We start from the raw sequence: 16,293 nt of genomic DNA on the forward strand, positions 1-16,293 counted from the left end.
ATAGAAATAGTGCAATAGTGGCAGCGTTTATGAGTGGTGGTTATACCCAAAAGCAAATAGGTGATTACTTTGGAGTACATTATTCACGAGTTAGTCGTATTGTAGCAAAAAGCAAGACCTGACCCCTTTTTTACTTCTTTATTGCTATTTATGTGCTTTTACTGTTTGTTCTGCAATAGAAGAAAACTATTTATTAATATGTTAAGGTTTATAGTTTGGCTTTCTATATCAATATCATCATTCTTTTTTATGTATTATAATTCAGATATGTTAAATTATGAGATGGTGGAAATTACGGTTATAGAAAAATGAAAAATACAACACTATTCCTAATGAAAATTTTAGAAGTAGCAATCTTGTCTCTTGTCGGAGCAATTTTGGGGGATATAATACGATCTCTTTATTTCCCTGAATCATACACAAATCAGCCTATCTCTGTTGTATTTGTTTGCATAATTACTATTGCTATTATTGTTATGCTTATTCTACCCACAGTAATTTCACTTCGGACTAAAGGGTTACCGAATAGAAAGACAATTATATGCCTTTCGTTGATGCTGCCTATTTTCGGTGGTTTTTTTTCTTACTTCTTATTAAGAAATCATTATAAAGCTATGGATAATAATGAATAAATAATTTCGCACCGATCTTGAAATAGAAAAAGGAATAGAGAAAAGAAAACTTATAAGTCCATGAAAAAAATTTAACCTACAAAAAGCAAGATCTGCCTCTGTAGATACTTACTCTAGATGGAAGGACATTCAATATGAAGAAGTACATGTTTCTTTTCCTTTGCCTAATTGGTAATGTCGGCTATTGTCAAGAGAATGTTATAGATATTTGTTGGAAAGTTTCATCAGAGAAAAATAATATTGTATCTCAAAGTGAAATATCAGAGTTTATCTTTGGTGTTAGACGTGATTTAAGTGAAGTCAAAGAGATTGATAAGGTTTTGAACTCAATATATCTTAGTGATTATAATTACAATGACTTTGTTGATTTTAAATCTTGCTTGAATTATGAAAAAAGTAGGTTTATTGCTAGAAATAAAGTTATATTTATTTTGGCAATCATTGGCAGAATTAGAATTGATAAAATGAATATAAGTGAAATAGATAATGTATTAGGAGATATTAATTTTATAGAGTTTTCCGAAGATAGAATAAAAATGGTTGAGCTAGTTAATGCAATTAAGATTTTTAGGGATGATTGGTCGGTAGGAAAGCTAAAAAATATGTATGATTACTATGGATATGATTATCTAATAATAAAAAGAGAAATAATATCATCTCTTCACTTTATTGGTTCAGATCTTTCTTTGAAAGCCATAGATGAAATTAATAGTAAAAATGATAATGAAATTATAAGAAATGATATAGATAGTCTTTTTATTAAAACATAAAAACTAAGACCTATATCCTCATTCCATATGTATGACCAACCGCTTACTAAAACCTGGCAACTGAGTCAAAACGTCCAAGCTACGCCTAGTGGGCTTGTTGTAGCCTAAATCATCAATTTTCCTCTCAAAATTTAACGGTTTTGGGATGAAAAACTCAAGATTATTTCAGAGTTATGGTGAATAGGTGATGGCAAAGAAAAAAATACTGACGGTCTTTGGCACTCGGCCAGAGGCGATTAAAATGGCGCCTTTAGTTGATGCGCTGGCCAAAGATCAACGTTTTGAAGCAAAATGCTGCGTGACCGCGCAGCACAGAGAGATGCTTGATCAAGTACTTGAGGTGTTCTCAATTACGCCCGATTACGATTTAAATGTGATGCAGCAGGGGCAAAACCTTAATCAGGTAACGGCGCGTATTGTGGTTGAATTAAAGCCGATATTAAAAGCCTTTAAGCCTGATGTGGTTTTAGTCCATGGCGATACGGCCACTACCTTTGCTGCTAGCTTGGCCGCTTTTTATGAAAAAATTGCTATTGGTCATATTGAGGCAGGGCTTAGAACCGGCGATCTCTATTCGCCGTGGCCAGAAGAAGCCAATAGGCGACTCACTGGGGTATTTGCGCATTATCACTTTGCGCCAACCGAGATCTCAAAAGCCAACTTAGTAGCAGAAAATGTCCCACAAAAACGAATTTGTGTCACGGGTAATACGGTGATTGATGCTTTGTATCTTATCAAAGATAAAATCGCTTCCGATGCTAAGCTTAGCGCCAATCTTAAACGCCAGTTCCATTTTATAAATCCAGATAACAAGCTTGTTTTGGTCACAGGGCACAGAAGAGAAAGCTTTGGCGCTGGTTTTGAAAATATCTGCCAAGCGTTAGCTGTTGTGGCTAGGGCTCATCCCAAAACGCAAATTGTTTATCCCGTGCACTTAAACCCGAATGTGCAAGAGCCAGTGCATCGCTTGCTGGGAGGTATTGAAAACATCTTATTGATTGAACCTTTAGACTATCTGCCTTTTGTTTATCTAATGGATAAAGCCGATATTATTTTGACCGATTCAGGAGGCATTCAAGAAGAAGCGCCTGCTTTGGGGAAACCTGTACTAGTGATGAGAGAGACCACTGAGCGTCCAGAAGCGATAGCAGCAGGCACGGTAAAATTGGTTGGTACTAAGGTGCAAAGCATTGTGGATCAGCTTGATACATTACTTCGCGATCAAGAGGCTTATAAAGCGATGAGTCTTGCTCATAATCCTTATGGCGATGGTAACGCGTGCGCGAGAATATTGGCGCAATTGGCCGATTAGAAATGTGAGTGCTTACCTACTTTTTGAGTGTTTGGATGGGGTGATTTATATAAATCAAATCATTGCCAAAAATCACTCACTCCAGATACACCATAAGCGCCGTGTTGTTGCGCTGTGGTGAGATCATCAGCGCCTACTCCGCCTAAAGCAAAGACAGGCATGGTTGCAAGCTTGGCAAGCTTGGAGAAACCTTGCCAACCAATGGTGGCTGCTTCTGGGTGGCAACTGGCAATATGAACTGGAGAAAGGGTGACAAAGTCACATCTTATTCGGTTGGCAATCTCTAGTTCGGCTTGATTGTGGCATGAGGCGGCAATATAACGCGCCCCCGCTTTTTTGATATCTTGGATGAGCGCGCGATCTTGAGCATCTTTAGAGGTTAAGTGTACCCCATGGAACGGACCAAGCTGGCTGCCATCATAGGACGAAGAGTTAACCAGCACGATACCAGTGATTTTAGGGCCAAGGATTTGTTTAAGGCTTGTTAGAGAATGAGTTTTGGCTCGGATTTGACTCATTTCATTGGCGCGGTTTTTCTCCAGCATTTTTATGATGATGTCTAACTCTTCTTCATTACCCGTTATGGCGTACTTTCTTGGTAATTGGCTCAAGTTTTAGTCCTTATCAAGATACTAACTCAATCTAAGAAGAAAAATACCATTAGAAAGCCTTGTGATAAAGCTTATCACGCATCTTCAAAATCTGAAATAAGCAGGTTTGCGGCGGCAAAAGCGGCCTTTTCACGCACCTCTTGAGGCAGGTTTGCTTGGGAGGCAATATCATTGAGTGCGCGTAAGGTGCAGCCAATCGCTTTTGGGATGTAAGCTTGGTCGCCGCTGCCTATTTGGGCGTAAAACTCTTTTACTAAATCACAGCATTCATATACTTTCATGGCTTAATTACTCTTTAGGCTTAGATCTTTTTTTCAACATAACTATAGTGATGACTTAGCGCCAGATCGGCTTTGATCTTGCGCAAATAGACATGTGATATGGCGAAGTCGTGTCCATTTGAGCAGATGGTCTCAAAAACAGGCTTTATATTAGCAAAAAGCGTGAATTTACAAATAAATAACATATAGTGCCAGTTTCATAATAAGGAGAATAAAAATGAAAAAAATATTACTGGTTTTAACGCTTTGTCTGTCAGCTATGGTTAGTGCATCCGAATCGGCATACCCTTGTCCTGAGGGGGAGGTATTACGTTGTCCTGCCACTGGACCGGGCTGCTTTTGTATGGCTGAAAGCTAACTTCATCATTTTGATTATGTAACTTTAATAAGTGGGCGGTTGAGTAGCCAATGAAAACCGCCTAAATAAATACCTTCGAAATTTTCTATTTTTCAATCCAAGTGTTCGCAATTCATATTGTTATAATAAATTTCATTAATTTCTTATATGTTAATAATTTATCAAGTATCATGCATGCCGCATTGCAGTGGGTAGTGCTTAATATGATGGATTACAAAATGAAAAAAATCTTATTTCCCTTATTAGTTTTAATGTTAACCCTAGGTGGATGTGCGACTGTACCAATGGCGTCAGTTGAAGAAGATGCAGCCGCAAAAGAATTTCCTACGCCACCTGAAGGCAAATCTGGTTTGTATATTTTCCGAGATACTTATCTAGGCCCAATACTGAAAAAAACAATCAGTATTGATGGTGAAGAAATAGGTGAAACAGTACCTAGTGTTTATTTCTACCGCATTGTTGATGCAGGAAAACACACACTGTCAACAGAATCTGAATTTAGCGCTAATGATTTGATCATAGAAACAGAGTCTGGCAAAAATCACTTTATTGAAAACTATATTAAAATGGGAGTGTTTGTCGGCGGTGCTAATTTGGTTGAAGTGGATGAATATGAGGGAAGAAACCGAGTCCGGGAGATAAACCTTGCCAAATGATATTTAGATAAACGGAAATGGGACCAAACGGGTCCCATTTTTGAATCTGGGTAAGCAAAATTAAGGTTAGCTTTGCAATTGCAGTTCCAGTTGAGCGGTTAGCTCTGGCGCCAGCTCTAGCTGTTTGGCGAGCTCTTGAAGGTAAGCCTTCTCCATAAAATTTTGCTCGTCGATAACAATCAATGAAGCAAGATAGATTTCACTGGCTTGCTGCGGCGATTGCGCAAGTTTTGCAATCTCACTCGGGTCGAGTGGCTTGTTAAGCTCAGTGTGCATGAGAGATTGCAGCTGACCATCCGCTCCTGCTTCTTTAAGCGTTGATTCAATGCGTTGCATCTCATCACCATCCACATGTCCATCGGCTTTGGCAGCAGCAATCATGGCTTTTAAAATCAGCTGTTGATGGATTGCATCCTCACCGTCAAAGCTTTCACTGCTTCCAGCATCTGACTGTTTAGACTGCCAATTATTGTATGCCGAGTAAGCAAGAGCGCCAAGGGCAGCCGCTCCGCCAATCTTGAGCGCATTTTTACCCACTTTTTTGCCAAGCTTTTTGGTCTTTTTTGAACCCATTAAAAGGCCGACAAGGCCACCGCCCACAGCGCCTGCGCCGAGTGTTTTTAATGAACCAGAGCTTGAGGCCTGCTGAACTTTTTGTTGGCCTTGACGAGCGAGATCTGAGTTTAATGCTTGGTTAAGTAAACTTTTTAAATCCATTCATGCCTCCTAGGTTTTAAGCAGTCTAGTTTAACGTATATGAATACAAGATTAATATAAATCTAGGAGCAAAAAAAACGGGCTTCAGCCCGTTTTACTTTTTATTGAAAATCAGTCTTGTGCGTGGCCATGAATACCAAGGAGCTTGCCATCTAAGTAGGCTTCTTTGCCATCTTTCATGGTTAAGCGCTCTTCAACCAGCCATTGGACAACCAAAGGATAGATGTTGTGCTCTTGAACTTGAACACGTTTGGTGAGCGTTTCCACTGTATCATCTTCAAAGATAGGCACTTTGGCTTGAAGTATGACAGGCCCACCATCGAGCTGCTCGGTTACAAAGTGCACGCTGGTGCCATGCTCTTCATCGCCGGCGTGAATCGCACGTTGATAAGTGTTAAGACCTGGGTATTTAGGTAGTAGTGAGGGGTGAATATTGATCATTCGCCCCATATAATGGCGTACAAATTCACCGCTTAGAATACGCATGTAGCCAGCAAGAACAATCACATCTGGTTTGTATTCATCGATCTGCTTCATTAGCTCGCGGTCAAACGCATCACGCGTGTCGAATGAGTTCGGATCTAAAGAATGCGCTGCCGCGCCTGAGTTTTTGGCACGTTCTAAGCCATAAGCTGTTGCTTTATTTGAAAAAACAGCACTTACTCGGCCGGTTGTGATCTTATTTTCACAAGCATCAATGATCGCCTGTAAGTTCGAACCGTTTCCTGAAACTAAAACAACAATACTTTTCATCGCTTATCTGATCTCTACTTGTTCTTGGTTGGCTTGTGCATCCGCGATTTCGCCAATGACCCAAGCATTTTCACCCTCGGCTTGAAGAAGTTCAACCGCTGATTGCGCTTGGTCTTTTGGCAGAGCAACAATTAAACCAACACCACAGTTGAAAGTACGATACATCTCATGAGTCGTAACATTGCCTTTTTCTTGTAGCCAGCCAAAAATACTTGGCCATTGCCAGCTGTTACCATCGATGACTGCTTTGGTGCCCTCTGGTAAAACGCGTGGGATGTTTTCCCAAAAGCCGCCACCAGTAATATGAGAAATTGCGTGAATATCATGCTTTTCGATCATTTTAAGCGCAGATTTGATGTAAATCTTCGTAGGTTCGAGAAGGTGCTCACCTATGGTTTTGCCTTCTAGCTCCTGATTGGTGTCTGCGCCAGACACTTCAATGATTTTACGGATCAGAGAGTAACCGTTTGAATGTGGACCACTTGAACCGACCGCAATAAGGGCATCACCAGCCGCCACTTTAGTGCCATCGATAATGTTGGCTTTTTCAACAACACCAACACAGAATCCAGCCACATCGTAATCTTCGCCTTCATACATGCCTGGCATTTCAGCGGTTTCGCCACCGATCAGAGAGCATCCAGCTTGGACACAGCCTTCAGCAATACCAGAGACAACGTCTGCCGCAGTATCGACATCCAATTTTCCTGTTGCGTAGTAATCAAGGAAAAATAATGGCTCAGCGCCTTGTACAATCAGATCATTAACGCACATAGCAACAAGATCGATGCCGATGGTGTCATGTTTGTTCATATCCAATGCAAGACGCAGTTTGGTTCCTACGCCATCTGTGCCGGAAACAAGTACAGGTTGCTTGTATTTGGTTGGTAATTCACACAGCGCACCAAAACCGCCAATGCCTCCCATGACTTCAGGGCGACGAGTACGTTTAACTGCCCCTTTGATGCGGTCAACTAGAGCGTTACCCGCGTCGATATCTACGCCAGCGTCTTTATAGCTAAGAGAAGTGTTATCAGCACTCACAAGCAAGTCCTCAGTTTTAATATTGGATATGAAATCGACGCTATTCTAACAGTGGACAACACTATATGGCAAACGTTTGCGTGGGTTTTTCTTTTGTTCTAACTCAAGAATTACCCAGCGAAATCATTTATAATCCGCAGGTTTGTTTAAATTTTACCTAGATACTCGGAGATGGAAATGAAAGTTGTTGAAGTAAAACACCCTCTGGTTAAGCATAAAATTGGCCTGATGAGAGAAGGTGATATCAGTACAAAGCGTTTTCGTGAGCTTGCAACAGAAGTGGGCAGTTTGCTGACTTATGAGGCAACTTCAGACTTTGCAATGGAGAAAGTCACTATCGAGGGGTGGGATGGTCCAGTAGAAGTTGATCAAATTAAAGGTAAAAAAGTCACTGTAGTGCCTATTTTACGCGCGGGTTTGGGCATGATGGATGGTGTGCTTGAACATGTGCCAAGTGCGCGCATCAGCGTCGTGGGTATTTACCGTGATGAAGAAACGCTTGAACCAGTGCCTTACTTTAACAAACTGGCTTCTAACATTGATGAGCGAATCGCTTTGGTAGTAGACCCTATGCTGGCAACAGGCGGCTCTATGATAGCGACCATTGATTTACTTAAAGAAAAGGGATGTAACCAGATTAAAGTATTGGTATTGGTTGCAGCGCCTGAAGGCATTGAAGCGCTTGAAAAAGCCCACCCAGATGTTGAGCTTTACACCGCCGCTATCGATGAAAAACTTAACGACAAAGGTTACATCGTGCCAGGTTTAGGCGATGCGGGCGATAAGATTTTCGGCACCAAATAAATGTAAATAAGTTAAACAAAAAGGGAGCCATGGCTCCCTTTTTACATCGTTACTGTAATCTATTTACGCTATTACCAGCCTTTGACTACGCCGCCTTGGAAAATCTTATATGCTGCGCTGTAGACTTCTTCAGTTTGGTAAGATTTGATAAAGTTCTGCACATTCTCAGCGTTGACATTGTCTTCACGTGCTACCACTAGGTTCACGTAAGGGGATTCTTTATCTTCAACAAATATGCCGTCTTTTTGCGGTGTTAGCTTGATAGAGCTGGCATACGTTGTATTGATCACAGACAAAGCTACATCGTCTAAAGAGCGAGGAAGCTGCGCTGCATCTAGCTCAACAAGAGTGACATTTTTTGGATTCTCGGTAATATCGCGAACGGTTGCAAGTAGTCCAACACCTTCACGTAATTTAATAATACCTTGTTGCTCAAGCAATAGTAGTGAGCGGCCTAGATTGGTTGGATCGTTAGGGACTGCTATACGATCGCCTTTAATAATTTCATCAACCGACTTCACTTTCTTAGAGTAGCCTGCGATAGGGTAAACAAAGGTGTTGCCAGCAATTGATAGTTTGTAACCGCGATCTTTGATTTGCTGATCTAAGTATGGTTTGTGCTGAAACGCGTTAACATCAATTGAGCCATCGTCCAGCGCAGCGTTAGGAGTAACATAGTCACTAAAAGTGACCAGTTCCACATCAAGGCCATATTTTTCTTTAGCGACTTTTGCCGCGACTTCTGCAACTTGAGCTTCGGCACCAGCCATGACACCTACTTTTATTTTGTTCGCATTGTCTTGCTTGTCACCACACCCTGCCAATACCAGCGCTGAGGCGGCGACAGCGGTTGTCAGTAGGCCTTTAATTCCAAATTTCATGACTTTACTCCTTAACTTCAATTCAAATATGCTTATCTATGATCGACACGGCGTACAAGTGCATCACCGATCGATTGAATAATTTGTACTAAAACAATCAACATAACGACAGTTACCGCCATGATCACCACATCATAGCGATGAAATCCATAGCGAATCGCTACATCACCAAGCCCGCCGCCACCGACGGTTCCTGCCATTGCTGAATAACTCACTAAAGTGACCAGTGTAATCGTGACTGAGTTAACTATAGTGGGAAGAGCTTCTGGTAGCAGTACTTTACTAATGATTTGTAGGGGAGTGGCCCCCATAGATTGAGCCGCTTCAACCAAGCCTGTTGGCACTTCCAGTAATGCACTTTCAATCAGGCGAGCAACAAATGGGATAGCCCCTATGGTAAGTGGGACAATGGCAGCCGTTGTGCCGATAAAGGTGCCAACCAGAATTTTTGTAACTGGAATAATGGCAACCATAAGCACAAGAAAGGGCACTGAGCGACCTATGTTTACGATAGCGCCCAGTAGACGGTTCAGTTTGGTATTTTCCAGTAATCCACCTTTTTTGGTGGTATGCAGAATAACGCCCAGCGGTATGCCTAACGCAAAGCCGACAATACCAGCAACGGCAACCATGTATAAAGTTTCACCGGTTGCGTTGATTAACAGCTGGCTATTTAGGTTTAGCCATTGTGACAGAGTTTCAAAGGACATAACCTAGCACCTCGACTTTTACATTGTGCGCGCGAAGAAATTCAATCGCGGCTTTATCATCGTTTTCATTGCCAAACAGTTCTGCGACCATCATGCCAAATTTAACCCCGCCAGCGTAATCAAGATCAGAGCTCAGAATACTGACATCGATATTGAATTTACGCGCGATTTGACTCATCACTGGTGCATCAACGGTTGCACCGGTAAACTCAAGGCGAACCAGTGGATAGCTGCCTTCAACGCGAGTTGACTGAAGACGTGCTTGGTAATCTTCAGGGATCGAAAGATCAAGTGTAGAGCGGATAAATTCATGGGCAAGCTCGGTTTTCGGATGAGCGAAGATCTCTCCCACAGAGCCACTTTCGACCAGCTCTCCGCCTCCGATAATCGCTACTTCATGGCAGATGCTTTTTACCACATCCATTTCATGGGTAATCAGCAGCATAGTAATATTGAGCTTACGATTGATTTCTTTTAGCAGCTCTAAGATTGATTGAGTGGTGGCTGGATCGAGTGCGCTGGTCGCTTCATCACACAGCAACACCTTTGGGTCGCTTGCCAGTGCTCGAGCAATAGCGACACGTTGTTTTTGACCGCCACTTAAATTTGCAGGGTAACTTTCATGTTTATCGGCTAAGCCAACTAGTTTAAGCAGCTCAGTGACTTTATTTTTTATATGCGCTTTTTCTTTGCCAGCCAGCTCAAGTGGCAGGGCAACATTGTCGAATACTGTTCTTGATGAAAGCAGATTAAAATGCTGAAAAATCATACCGATATTGCGGCGTGTTTCACTCAGTTGAGACTTAGATAATTGTGTTAGATCGACGCCATCGACAACGATGGAGCCTGAAGTTGGTGCTTCCAACATATTAACGCAGCGAATCAGCGTACTTTTCCCTGCTCCTGATGAGCCAATGACACCAAATATGGTGCCCTGAGGAATATTAAGATTAATATCCTTTAAGGCATGTATTTCTTTGTTTCCTTGCAGAAATACTTTGTTCACTTGATTTATTTCAATCATTGAGAAATCCGCGCTCAGGTTAAGGTCAACTGACGTTTGAACATAGCTTATGTTCGAAAGGTAGCAAACCCCAATCAATAGTAGATAGTTTGGTACTACGCCATACAGATCACAGATGCTATGGCTTCATACCAAATGTGTCAATAGATATTTTTACGTCTAGACGTCCAAATGCCTTTTTTCGTCAAAACCAAGCGGAATTAGATAGTGCTGAATGAAATAAAGCGTGCAATAATTCAAGCATGTGTTGGCCTTTCAAGCAGAATGTATGCGTGAAAGACAAGTGAGTAATAGTAAAAAAGAGAAGTTAATTTTGGCAAAACCTGCTGTCTTTCTAGATCGTGATGGTGTGATTAATGTCGATCACGGGTACGTGCATGACGAACATGATTTTGAGTTTATTGAAGGTGTGTTTGAAGCAACGAAAAAACTCAAAGAAATGGGTTACTTATTAGTGCTAGTCACTAATCAATCTGGCATTGCTCGTGGTAAGTTTAGTGAAGATCGCTTTTTATCTCTGACCCAGTGGATGGACTGGAATTTCGTTGATAATGGCGTCGAATTCGATGGTTTCTATTATTGCCCTCATCACGCAGAACATGGTCAAGGCAAGTATCAGCAAGATTGTGACTGCCGAAAACCCAAGCCAGGTATGTTTATTTCGGCGCGTGATTTTCTAGATATTGATATGGAAAAGTCAGTGATGGTCGGTGATAAAGCCGAAGATATGATGGCTGCGCAATCTGCTGGAGTGGGCACTCGTATATTGGTTCGCACGGGTAAACCCATTAACGAAAAGGGACAGACTTTGGCGTCTACTGTGCTTGATAGCCTCAGAGATGTTCCCAATTATTTAGATAAATAACGCAACGAATTAACGGCCATATGTAATGGCCTTTTTATTGGGCTAAAAATAATGAATGTAAAAGTACTTGGCAGCCTTTGTCTGGTTGTGATGTTACAAGCATGTAGTACCTCGTATGTGACTTACCATTGCCAAGCAGATAAAGAGTTTGATGTGGCTTATACGAAAAATCATGAGTCGGCTGTTTTAAGAGTTGGTAATCAAGAATACACTTTGATTCAAGTTCCCGCCGGGTCTGGGGTAAAGTATGTTCCAACTGGTGAGGAAAAAACCAAGGTTAATCCTCTGGTATTGCACACAAAAGGTGAACATGCCCGCTTGGAAGTTGGATCTGAAGTTTATAAGGGATGTAGAATATAGTTGTCTTAACTATTTGATGTTCCGTAAGGAATGGCTCGCAAACCATTATGAGTAAAAAACTGACTATCCTTGATATCGCCAAGCTCTCTGGTGTAGGAAAATCTACTGTATCTCGTGTTCTCACTAATGACCCTAAGGTAAAGCCCGAAACGCGGGCGAAAGTAGAGCGCGTAATTGAAGAATCCGGTTATGTTCCTTCTAAATCGGCTCAGGCCATGCGAGGGGGCAGCCAAAAAGTAGTAGGCGTTATCATTTCCCGCTTGGACTCTCCTTCTGAAAATCGTTCAGTTAGCAGCATGCTTCAAGTTCTCTATCGCAGTGGCTATGATGCGGTTATCATGGAAAGCCAGCTGAATCGCCGTCTAGCTAATGAGCACCTCGATGTACTTGGTAAACGCAATGTTGACGGCATTATCGTTTTCGGCTTCAGTGACTTTGACGTGGAACGGTTAGCCAATTGGCAGGGCAGATCTGTCGTAATTGCCATGGATACCAAAGCCACCTCGTCGATTAATTACGATAATGATGGTGTAATCCGTTTAGCCTTGGAGCATCTTGCTCGTCAAGGCGCAAGAGATATCGCCTTCATTGGTGTTGATCCTTGCGACCAAACTACAGGTTATTTACGTCTTGAGTCGTATCTTAGCTGGTGTCACCAAAACGGGCGCATTGCTAACTATCAAACGGGACAACTCAATCTTGAAAGTGCGTATAGCTTGGTTGACCAAGTACTCACCCAAGACACTCAAGCTATCAGCTGTGCAAGTGATACCTTGGCACTTGGAGTTATCAAACGTCTTCAGGAGCTTGGTCGGGAGGATGTCATGGTGACTGGAGTTGGAGGCAGTGAATTGCTATCTTTCCTTTTTCCTAATGTCTTCAGTATTGATCCTGGTTATGCCAAAGCAGGGGAAAAAGCGGCTAATCTTTTGATTTCTCATATTAATGGAGAAACTGACCCAGTACATTTCACTCAAGGCCCAGTTCTTAGCTAACTTACTTATTTTTATATACTTTTAAATTATACTGTGATCTTACTCAATTAACGGGACCGTTCCCATTCACATCTTTCGATAGATTCGACACTATTGCTTTCATATTGGGAATGTTCCCATTTATTATATTCATGGCTTGGAGTAGCTTACTCCGCGTAAAATGAGAATCCAATTCAGGGTGGATAAAACTATGAGCAAGATTTCACGACAAGAGGTCGAGCATCTAATAGAGAATGTGGGTGGGCGCGATAATATTGCTAGTGTCAGTCACTGTTTGACGCGTCTTCGTTTTGTATTAAATGATACCGATAAAGCAGACACTAAAGCACTGGAAGCGCTCTCCTTAGTTAAAGGGTGCTTTACCAATGCTGGTCAGTTTCAAGTTGTCGTCGGCACTGATGTTGATGAAGTGTATAAGATTTTGATCGAGCTTTCTGGGCAATCTGGTGCGTCTAAAGATGAAGCCAAACAAGCGGCTCGTCAGAACATGAATCTATTAGAGCGCGGTATCTCACATCTTGCTGAAATCTTTGTTCCTCTTTTGCCCGCAATCATTACCGGTGGTTTGATCCTAGGTTTCCGTAATGTGATTGGTGACATCAAGATGTTTGATGGCCAGTCTTTGACCCAAATTAGCCAGTTTTGGGCAACAGTGCACAGCTTTTTATGGCTAATTGGTGAAGCTATTTTCTTCTTTCTTCCTGTTGGTGTGTGTTGGTCAACGGTTAAGAAGCTTGGCGGGACACCCATTTTGGGCATCACCCTTGGTGTTACCTTAGTTTCTCCACAACTGATGAATGCTTATCTCATCGGCAAGCAAATGCCTGAAGTATGGGATTTTGGATGGTTTGCGATTGAAAAAGTAGGCTATCAGGCTCAGGTGATCCCCGCTATGTTGGCAGGTATTGCACTTGCTTTCATTGAAACTAACCTAAAGCGTATCGTTCCTTCATACCTATATCTTGTTGTGGTGCCTTTTGTTTCGATTATTGTTTCTGTCGTGCTTGCCCATTCTTTAATTGGTCCATTTGGACGTACCTTAGGTGATGGGGTCGCTTTTGCTGCTAAGGCCGCGATGACAGGTGACTTTGCAATTATTGGTTCTACTATCTTTGGCTTTTTATATGCGCCCTTGGTTATTACTGGTATTCACCATACCACCAACGCGGTCGATCTGCAGTTGATGCAGGATTTAGGTGGAACACCTATCTGGCCTTTGATTGCTTTATCAAATATTGCTCAGGCTTCGGCAGTTGTAGGCATTATCATCATCAGCAAAAAGCATGGTGAACGTGATATCTCTGTTCCTGCTGCCATATCCGCTTATCTTGGGGTAACAGAGCCCGCTATGTACGGTATTAACCTCAAGTATAAATTCCCTATGCTAAGCGCCATGATAGGTAGTGCGATTGCTGCGGCGATTTGTGGCAGTGCTGGCGTAATGGCAAATGGTATTGGTGTCGGCGGCTTGCCCGGTATTCTCTCCATTCAGCCACAATTTTGGGGTATTTACGCATTGGCTATGTTAGTCGCCATTGTTGTCCCTACTGCCTTGACTCTATTTTTCTATAAGCGTGCTCAAATGAAAGGTGAGTTAGAGCCAGCGAACGCGTAATGATAGTTTAGGCCGAGGCAGTATTTTCAATCACTCGGCCTTTTTATAATTTTTATTTTTGGTAAGTGAATTAGACGATGACATTCAGCACGGATCCTAATTGGTGGAAAACCGCATCCATCTATCAGATTTATCCTAAGAGTTTTTGTGACAGTGGCGATAAAGGTACGGGAGATATCCAAGGTATTATCTCCAAGCTAGATTATCTTAAGTTGCTCGGTATTGATGCTATTTGGCTTACCCCTGTGTATCAGTCGCCTATGGTCGATAATGGTTACGATATTTCTGACTATTACGCCATCAATCCTGATTTTGGGACTATGCAAGACTTTGAGCAGTTAGTTGCTGAGGCTCGTCAACGTGATATTCGCATCATCATGGATATCGTTGTTAACCATACCTCAACCGAGCATGCTTGGTTTCAATCTGCTTTAGGGGATAAAAATAGTCCTTACCGCGACTACTATATTTGGAAAGATCCTGTTGACGATGAAGTCCCCAATAACTGGCAGTCTAAATTTGGCGGCAGTGCTTGGGAACTCGATAGTAAAACGGGTCAATACTATTTACACCTTTTTGCCAAAGAGCAAGCGGATCTCAACTGGGAAAATCCAGAGGTGCGACAAGCGGTTAAAGAGGTGATTAGCTTTTGGGCTGAAAAAGGAGTCGATGGGTTCCGTCTTGATGTGATTAATCTTATTTCTAAGCAGCAAGACTTTCCTAGTGACGATCTTGGTGATGGCCGTCGTTTCTACACCGATGGCCCTCGTGTACACGAATATTTGCAGGAAATCAGTCAAGCGGTGTTTCGTAAATATGGTAGTGTGACGGTAGGAGAGATGTCTTCCACCTCATTAGAGCACTGCCAGCGCTACTCTTCGCTTGATAACAAAGAGCTTTCTATGGTGTTTAATTTTCACCATCTTAAAGTGGATTATCCAAATGGAGAAAAATGGACCAAAGCGCCGTTTGACTTCATTCAGCTCAAAGAGATTTTTAATCATTGGCAAACAGGACTTAATGGTCAAGGTTGGGGGGCACTATTTTGGTGTAATCATGACCAACCACGAGTTGTTAGTCGTTTCGGTGATGATAAAAAATATCGTGTCGAATCAGCTAAGATGCTGGGCGCATCCATTCATATGATGCAGGGAAGTCCGTACATATATCAAGGTGAAGAGATTGGTATGACCAACCCTGGCTACGGTTCGATATCTCAATATCGTGATGTAGAGAGTACCAATATGTATGACATCATGGTCAATCATAATGGCATGAAAAGTGACGATATGATGGCTATTTTGGCGCAAAAGTCTCGCGATAATTCACGGACTCCAATGCAGTGGAATGCTGAAGAATACGCTGGCTTTTCCACGGTTCAACCTTGGCTAGAAGTGGCGGATAATTATCTTGAGATTAATGCCGCTCAGGCGGTTGATGATCCCAGCTCGGTGTTTTATTTCTATCAACAGCTGATTGCTTTACGTAAGCAAATAGAAGTGATTACTTGTGGTAATTATCGAGATCTTTACCCACAGCATGAGCAGATTTTTGGTTATCAGCGTCAGAGCGAAAAGCAAAGTTTAATTTGTTTAAATAACTTTTATGCGGTTGAAGCCAGTTGCAGTCTACCTGAGACATTTGATACTACAAAAGCGAAATATTTGTTAGGTAACTACACAGACTTAGCAGAGGAAGTGTCAGTTAAGCAGGTTTTGCGCCCATATGAAACACGAATTATTCTACTAGAAAAATAAAGGCAATAGCCTCACCCCCATTTTGTGTTGTCTTTTTAGCCCTGTTTTCAGGGCTCTTTTCGTTTAAGATTACCAGATACAAAAAAACCAGCTCAGTGAGCTGGTTTTTTATATGGTGGAGGGGGACGGATTCGAACCATCGAAGGCA

General features: G+C 42.0%; 18 protein-coding genes and 1 tRNA gene (1 of these 19 only partly in view). 10 read left to right on the top strand and 9 right to left on the bottom strand.

All coding sequences use genetic code 11. The features are described from left to right. The first annotated feature begins 766 nt into the window (after window positions 1-766). The gene (locus AAFM34_RS04485; protein ID WP_341660399.1) at window positions 767-1,402 is read left to right on the top strand and encodes a hypothetical protein; all 636 of its coding nucleotides are present in this window, start codon (window positions 767-769) and stop codon (window positions 1,400-1,402) included. 187 nt (window positions 1,403-1,589) lie between these two features. Next, the gene (gene wecB / locus AAFM34_RS04490) at window positions 1,590-2,714 is read left to right on the top strand and encodes a non-hydrolyzing UDP-N-acetylglucosamine 2-epimerase (RefSeq protein WP_341660401.1); all 1,125 of its coding nucleotides are present in this window, start codon (window positions 1,590-1,592) and stop codon (window positions 2,712-2,714) included. Window positions 2,715-2,773: 59 nt separating this feature from the next. Here the strand turns inward: wecB and AAFM34_RS04495 are convergent, their stop codons facing one another. Together AAFM34_RS04495 and AAFM34_RS04500 are read right to left on the bottom strand one after the other, a co-directional pair. Then, window positions 2,774-3,325, bottom strand: a complete 552-nt coding sequence (locus tag AAFM34_RS04495; RefSeq protein WP_341660403.1) for a thiamine phosphate synthase — start codon at window positions 3,323-3,325, stop codon at window positions 2,774-2,776. A 74-nt stretch (window positions 3,326-3,399) separates the two neighbouring features. Next, window positions 3,400-3,606, bottom strand: coding sequence for a YaeP family protein (locus AAFM34_RS04500; protein ID WP_341660405.1), 207 nt, complete (start codon window positions 3,604-3,606; stop codon window positions 3,400-3,402). 217 nt (window positions 3,607-3,823) lie between these two features. Here AAFM34_RS04500 and AAFM34_RS04505 point away from each other — a divergent pair, with 217 nt between their 5' ends. Further along, entirely contained in the window at window positions 3,824-3,964 is a 141-nt protein-coding gene (locus tag AAFM34_RS04505) for a hypothetical protein (RefSeq protein ID WP_239172922.1), read from the top strand. A 218-nt stretch (window positions 3,965-4,182) separates the two neighbouring features. Further along, window positions 4,183-4,620, top strand: coding sequence for a DUF2846 domain-containing protein (locus AAFM34_RS04510; protein WP_341660410.1), 438 nt, complete (start codon window positions 4,183-4,185; stop codon window positions 4,618-4,620). A gap of 66 nt (window positions 4,621-4,686) precedes the next feature. On the opposite strand, the gene AAFM34_RS04515 is transcribed toward AAFM34_RS04510, so the two are convergent. The 3 genes from AAFM34_RS04515 to purM form a co-directional block, all read right to left on the bottom strand. After that, window positions 4,687-5,337, bottom strand: a complete 651-nt coding sequence (locus AAFM34_RS04515; RefSeq protein WP_341660412.1) for a tellurite resistance TerB family protein — start codon at window positions 5,335-5,337, stop codon at window positions 4,687-4,689. 111 nt (window positions 5,338-5,448) lie between these two features. Then, window positions 5,449-6,090: a phosphoribosylglycinamide formyltransferase gene (purN, locus tag AAFM34_RS04520; protein ID WP_341660414.1), complete on the bottom strand. Its 642-nt coding sequence runs from the start codon at window positions 6,088-6,090 to the stop codon at window positions 5,449-5,451. A gap of 3 nt (window positions 6,091-6,093) precedes the next feature. Then, the gene (purM, locus tag AAFM34_RS04525; protein ID WP_341660416.1) at window positions 6,094-7,134 is read right to left on the bottom strand and encodes a phosphoribosylformylglycinamidine cyclo-ligase; all 1,041 of its coding nucleotides are present in this window, start codon (window positions 7,132-7,134) and stop codon (window positions 6,094-6,096) included. 177 nt (window positions 7,135-7,311) lie between these two features. On the opposite strand from purM, the gene upp reads away from it, so the two are divergent. Further along, a complete protein-coding gene (gene upp / locus AAFM34_RS04530; protein WP_160926116.1) occupies window positions 7,312-7,938 on the top strand; it encodes a uracil phosphoribosyltransferase in 627 nt (208 codons plus the stop codon). Window positions 7,939-8,009: 71 nt separating this feature from the next. Here the strand turns inward: upp and AAFM34_RS04535 are convergent, their stop codons facing one another. The 3 genes from AAFM34_RS04535 to metN are packed head-to-tail and all read right to left on the bottom strand — an operon-like array spanning window position 8,010 to window position 10,553. After that, window positions 8,010-8,819, bottom strand: coding sequence for a MetQ/NlpA family lipoprotein (locus tag AAFM34_RS04535; protein WP_341660421.1), 810 nt, complete (start codon window positions 8,817-8,819; stop codon window positions 8,010-8,012). 32 nt (window positions 8,820-8,851) lie between these two features. Further along, window positions 8,852-9,529: a methionine ABC transporter permease gene (locus AAFM34_RS04540; RefSeq protein ID WP_341660423.1), complete on the bottom strand. Its 678-nt coding sequence runs from the start codon at window positions 9,527-9,529 to the stop codon at window positions 8,852-8,854. After that, the gene (metN, locus tag AAFM34_RS04545) at window positions 9,519-10,553 is read right to left on the bottom strand and encodes a methionine ABC transporter ATP-binding protein MetN (RefSeq protein ID WP_341660425.1); all 1,035 of its coding nucleotides are present in this window, start codon (window positions 10,551-10,553) and stop codon (window positions 9,519-9,521) included. The genes AAFM34_RS04540 and metN overlap by 11 nt, the downstream gene beginning before the upstream one ends. 313 nt (window positions 10,554-10,866) lie before the next feature. On the opposite strand from metN, the gene gmhB reads away from it, so the two are divergent. The 5 genes from gmhB to treC all read left to right on the top strand — a co-directional run bounded on the left by gmhB (window position 10,867) and on the right by treC (window position 16,145). Continuing rightward, complete coding sequence (gmhB, locus tag AAFM34_RS04550) at window positions 10,867-11,418, top strand: D-glycero-beta-D-manno-heptose 1,7-bisphosphate 7-phosphatase (protein ID WP_341660547.1); 552 nt, start codon at window positions 10,867-10,869, stop codon at window positions 11,416-11,418. 51 nt (window positions 11,419-11,469) lie between these two features. Then, a complete protein-coding gene (locus AAFM34_RS04555; RefSeq protein WP_341660428.1) occupies window positions 11,470-11,778 on the top strand; it encodes an MliC family protein in 309 nt (102 codons plus the stop codon). A gap of 47 nt (window positions 11,779-11,825) precedes the next feature. Beyond that, a complete protein-coding gene (treR, locus tag AAFM34_RS04560; protein WP_341660430.1) occupies window positions 11,826-12,773 on the top strand; it encodes a trehalose operon repressor TreR in 948 nt (315 codons plus the stop codon). A gap of 190 nt (window positions 12,774-12,963) precedes the next feature. After that, entirely contained in the window at window positions 12,964-14,388 is a 1,425-nt protein-coding gene (gene treB / locus AAFM34_RS04565; RefSeq protein ID WP_341660432.1) for a PTS trehalose transporter subunit IIBC, read from the top strand. A gap of 77 nt (window positions 14,389-14,465) precedes the next feature. Then, window positions 14,466-16,145: an alpha,alpha-phosphotrehalase gene (gene treC, locus AAFM34_RS04570; protein WP_341660434.1), complete on the top strand. Its 1,680-nt coding sequence runs from the start codon at window positions 14,466-14,468 to the stop codon at window positions 16,143-16,145. Between the two features lie 113 nt (window positions 16,146-16,258). Here the strand turns inward: treC and AAFM34_RS04575 are convergent. Beyond that, window positions 16,259-16,293, bottom strand: a tRNA-Tyr gene (locus tag AAFM34_RS04575) (it continues 150 nt past the right edge of the window).

This window comes from Vibrio sp. (assembly GCF_038138445.1).
Lineage (GTDB): Bacteria > Pseudomonadota > Gammaproteobacteria > Enterobacterales > Vibrionaceae > Vibrio.

What these genes read in the sequence shown, in the direction of transcription:
- AAFM34_RS04485 (WP_341660399.1), top strand. Translation starts at nt 767, where the DNA reads ATGAAGAAGTACATGTTTCTTTTCCTTTGCCTAATTGGTAATGTCGGC.
- wecB (WP_341660401.1), top strand. Translation starts at nt 1,590, where the DNA reads ATGGCAAAGAAAAAAATACTGACGGTCTTTGGCACTCGGCCAGAGGCG.
- AAFM34_RS04500 (WP_341660405.1), bottom strand. Translation starts at nt 3,606, where the DNA reads ATGAAAGTATATGAATGCTGTGATTTAGTAAAAGAGTTTTACGCCCAA.
- AAFM34_RS04505 (WP_239172922.1), top strand. Translation starts at nt 3,824, where the DNA reads ATGAAAAAAATATTACTGGTTTTAACGCTTTGTCTGTCAGCTATGGTT.
- AAFM34_RS04510 (WP_341660410.1), top strand. Translation starts at nt 4,183, where the DNA reads ATGAAAAAAATCTTATTTCCCTTATTAGTTTTAATGTTAACCCTAGGT.
- AAFM34_RS04515 (WP_341660412.1), bottom strand. Translation starts at nt 5,337, where the DNA reads ATGGATTTAAAAAGTTTACTTAACCAAGCATTAAACTCAGATCTCGCT.
- purN (WP_341660414.1), bottom strand. Translation starts at nt 6,090, where the DNA reads ATGAAAAGTATTGTTGTTTTAGTTTCAGGAAACGGTTCGAACTTACAG.
- upp (WP_160926116.1), top strand. Translation starts at nt 7,312, where the DNA reads ATGAAAGTTGTTGAAGTAAAACACCCTCTGGTTAAGCATAAAATTGGC.
- AAFM34_RS04535 (WP_341660421.1), bottom strand. Translation starts at nt 8,819, where the DNA reads ATGAAATTTGGAATTAAAGGCCTACTGACAACCGCTGTCGCCGCCTCA.
- AAFM34_RS04540 (WP_341660423.1), bottom strand. Translation starts at nt 9,529, where the DNA reads ATGTCCTTTGAAACTCTGTCACAATGGCTAAACCTAAATAGCCAGCTG.
- metN (WP_341660425.1), bottom strand. Translation starts at nt 10,553, where the DNA reads ATGATTGAAATAAATCAAGTGAACAAAGTATTTCTGCAAGGAAACAAA.
- AAFM34_RS04555 (WP_341660428.1), top strand. Translation starts at nt 11,470, where the DNA reads ATGAATGTAAAAGTACTTGGCAGCCTTTGTCTGGTTGTGATGTTACAA.
- treR (WP_341660430.1), top strand. Translation starts at nt 11,826, where the DNA reads ATGAGTAAAAAACTGACTATCCTTGATATCGCCAAGCTCTCTGGTGTA.
- treB (WP_341660432.1), top strand. Translation starts at nt 12,964, where the DNA reads ATGAGCAAGATTTCACGACAAGAGGTCGAGCATCTAATAGAGAATGTG.
- treC (WP_341660434.1), top strand. Translation starts at nt 14,466, where the DNA reads ATGACATTCAGCACGGATCCTAATTGGTGGAAAACCGCATCCATCTAT.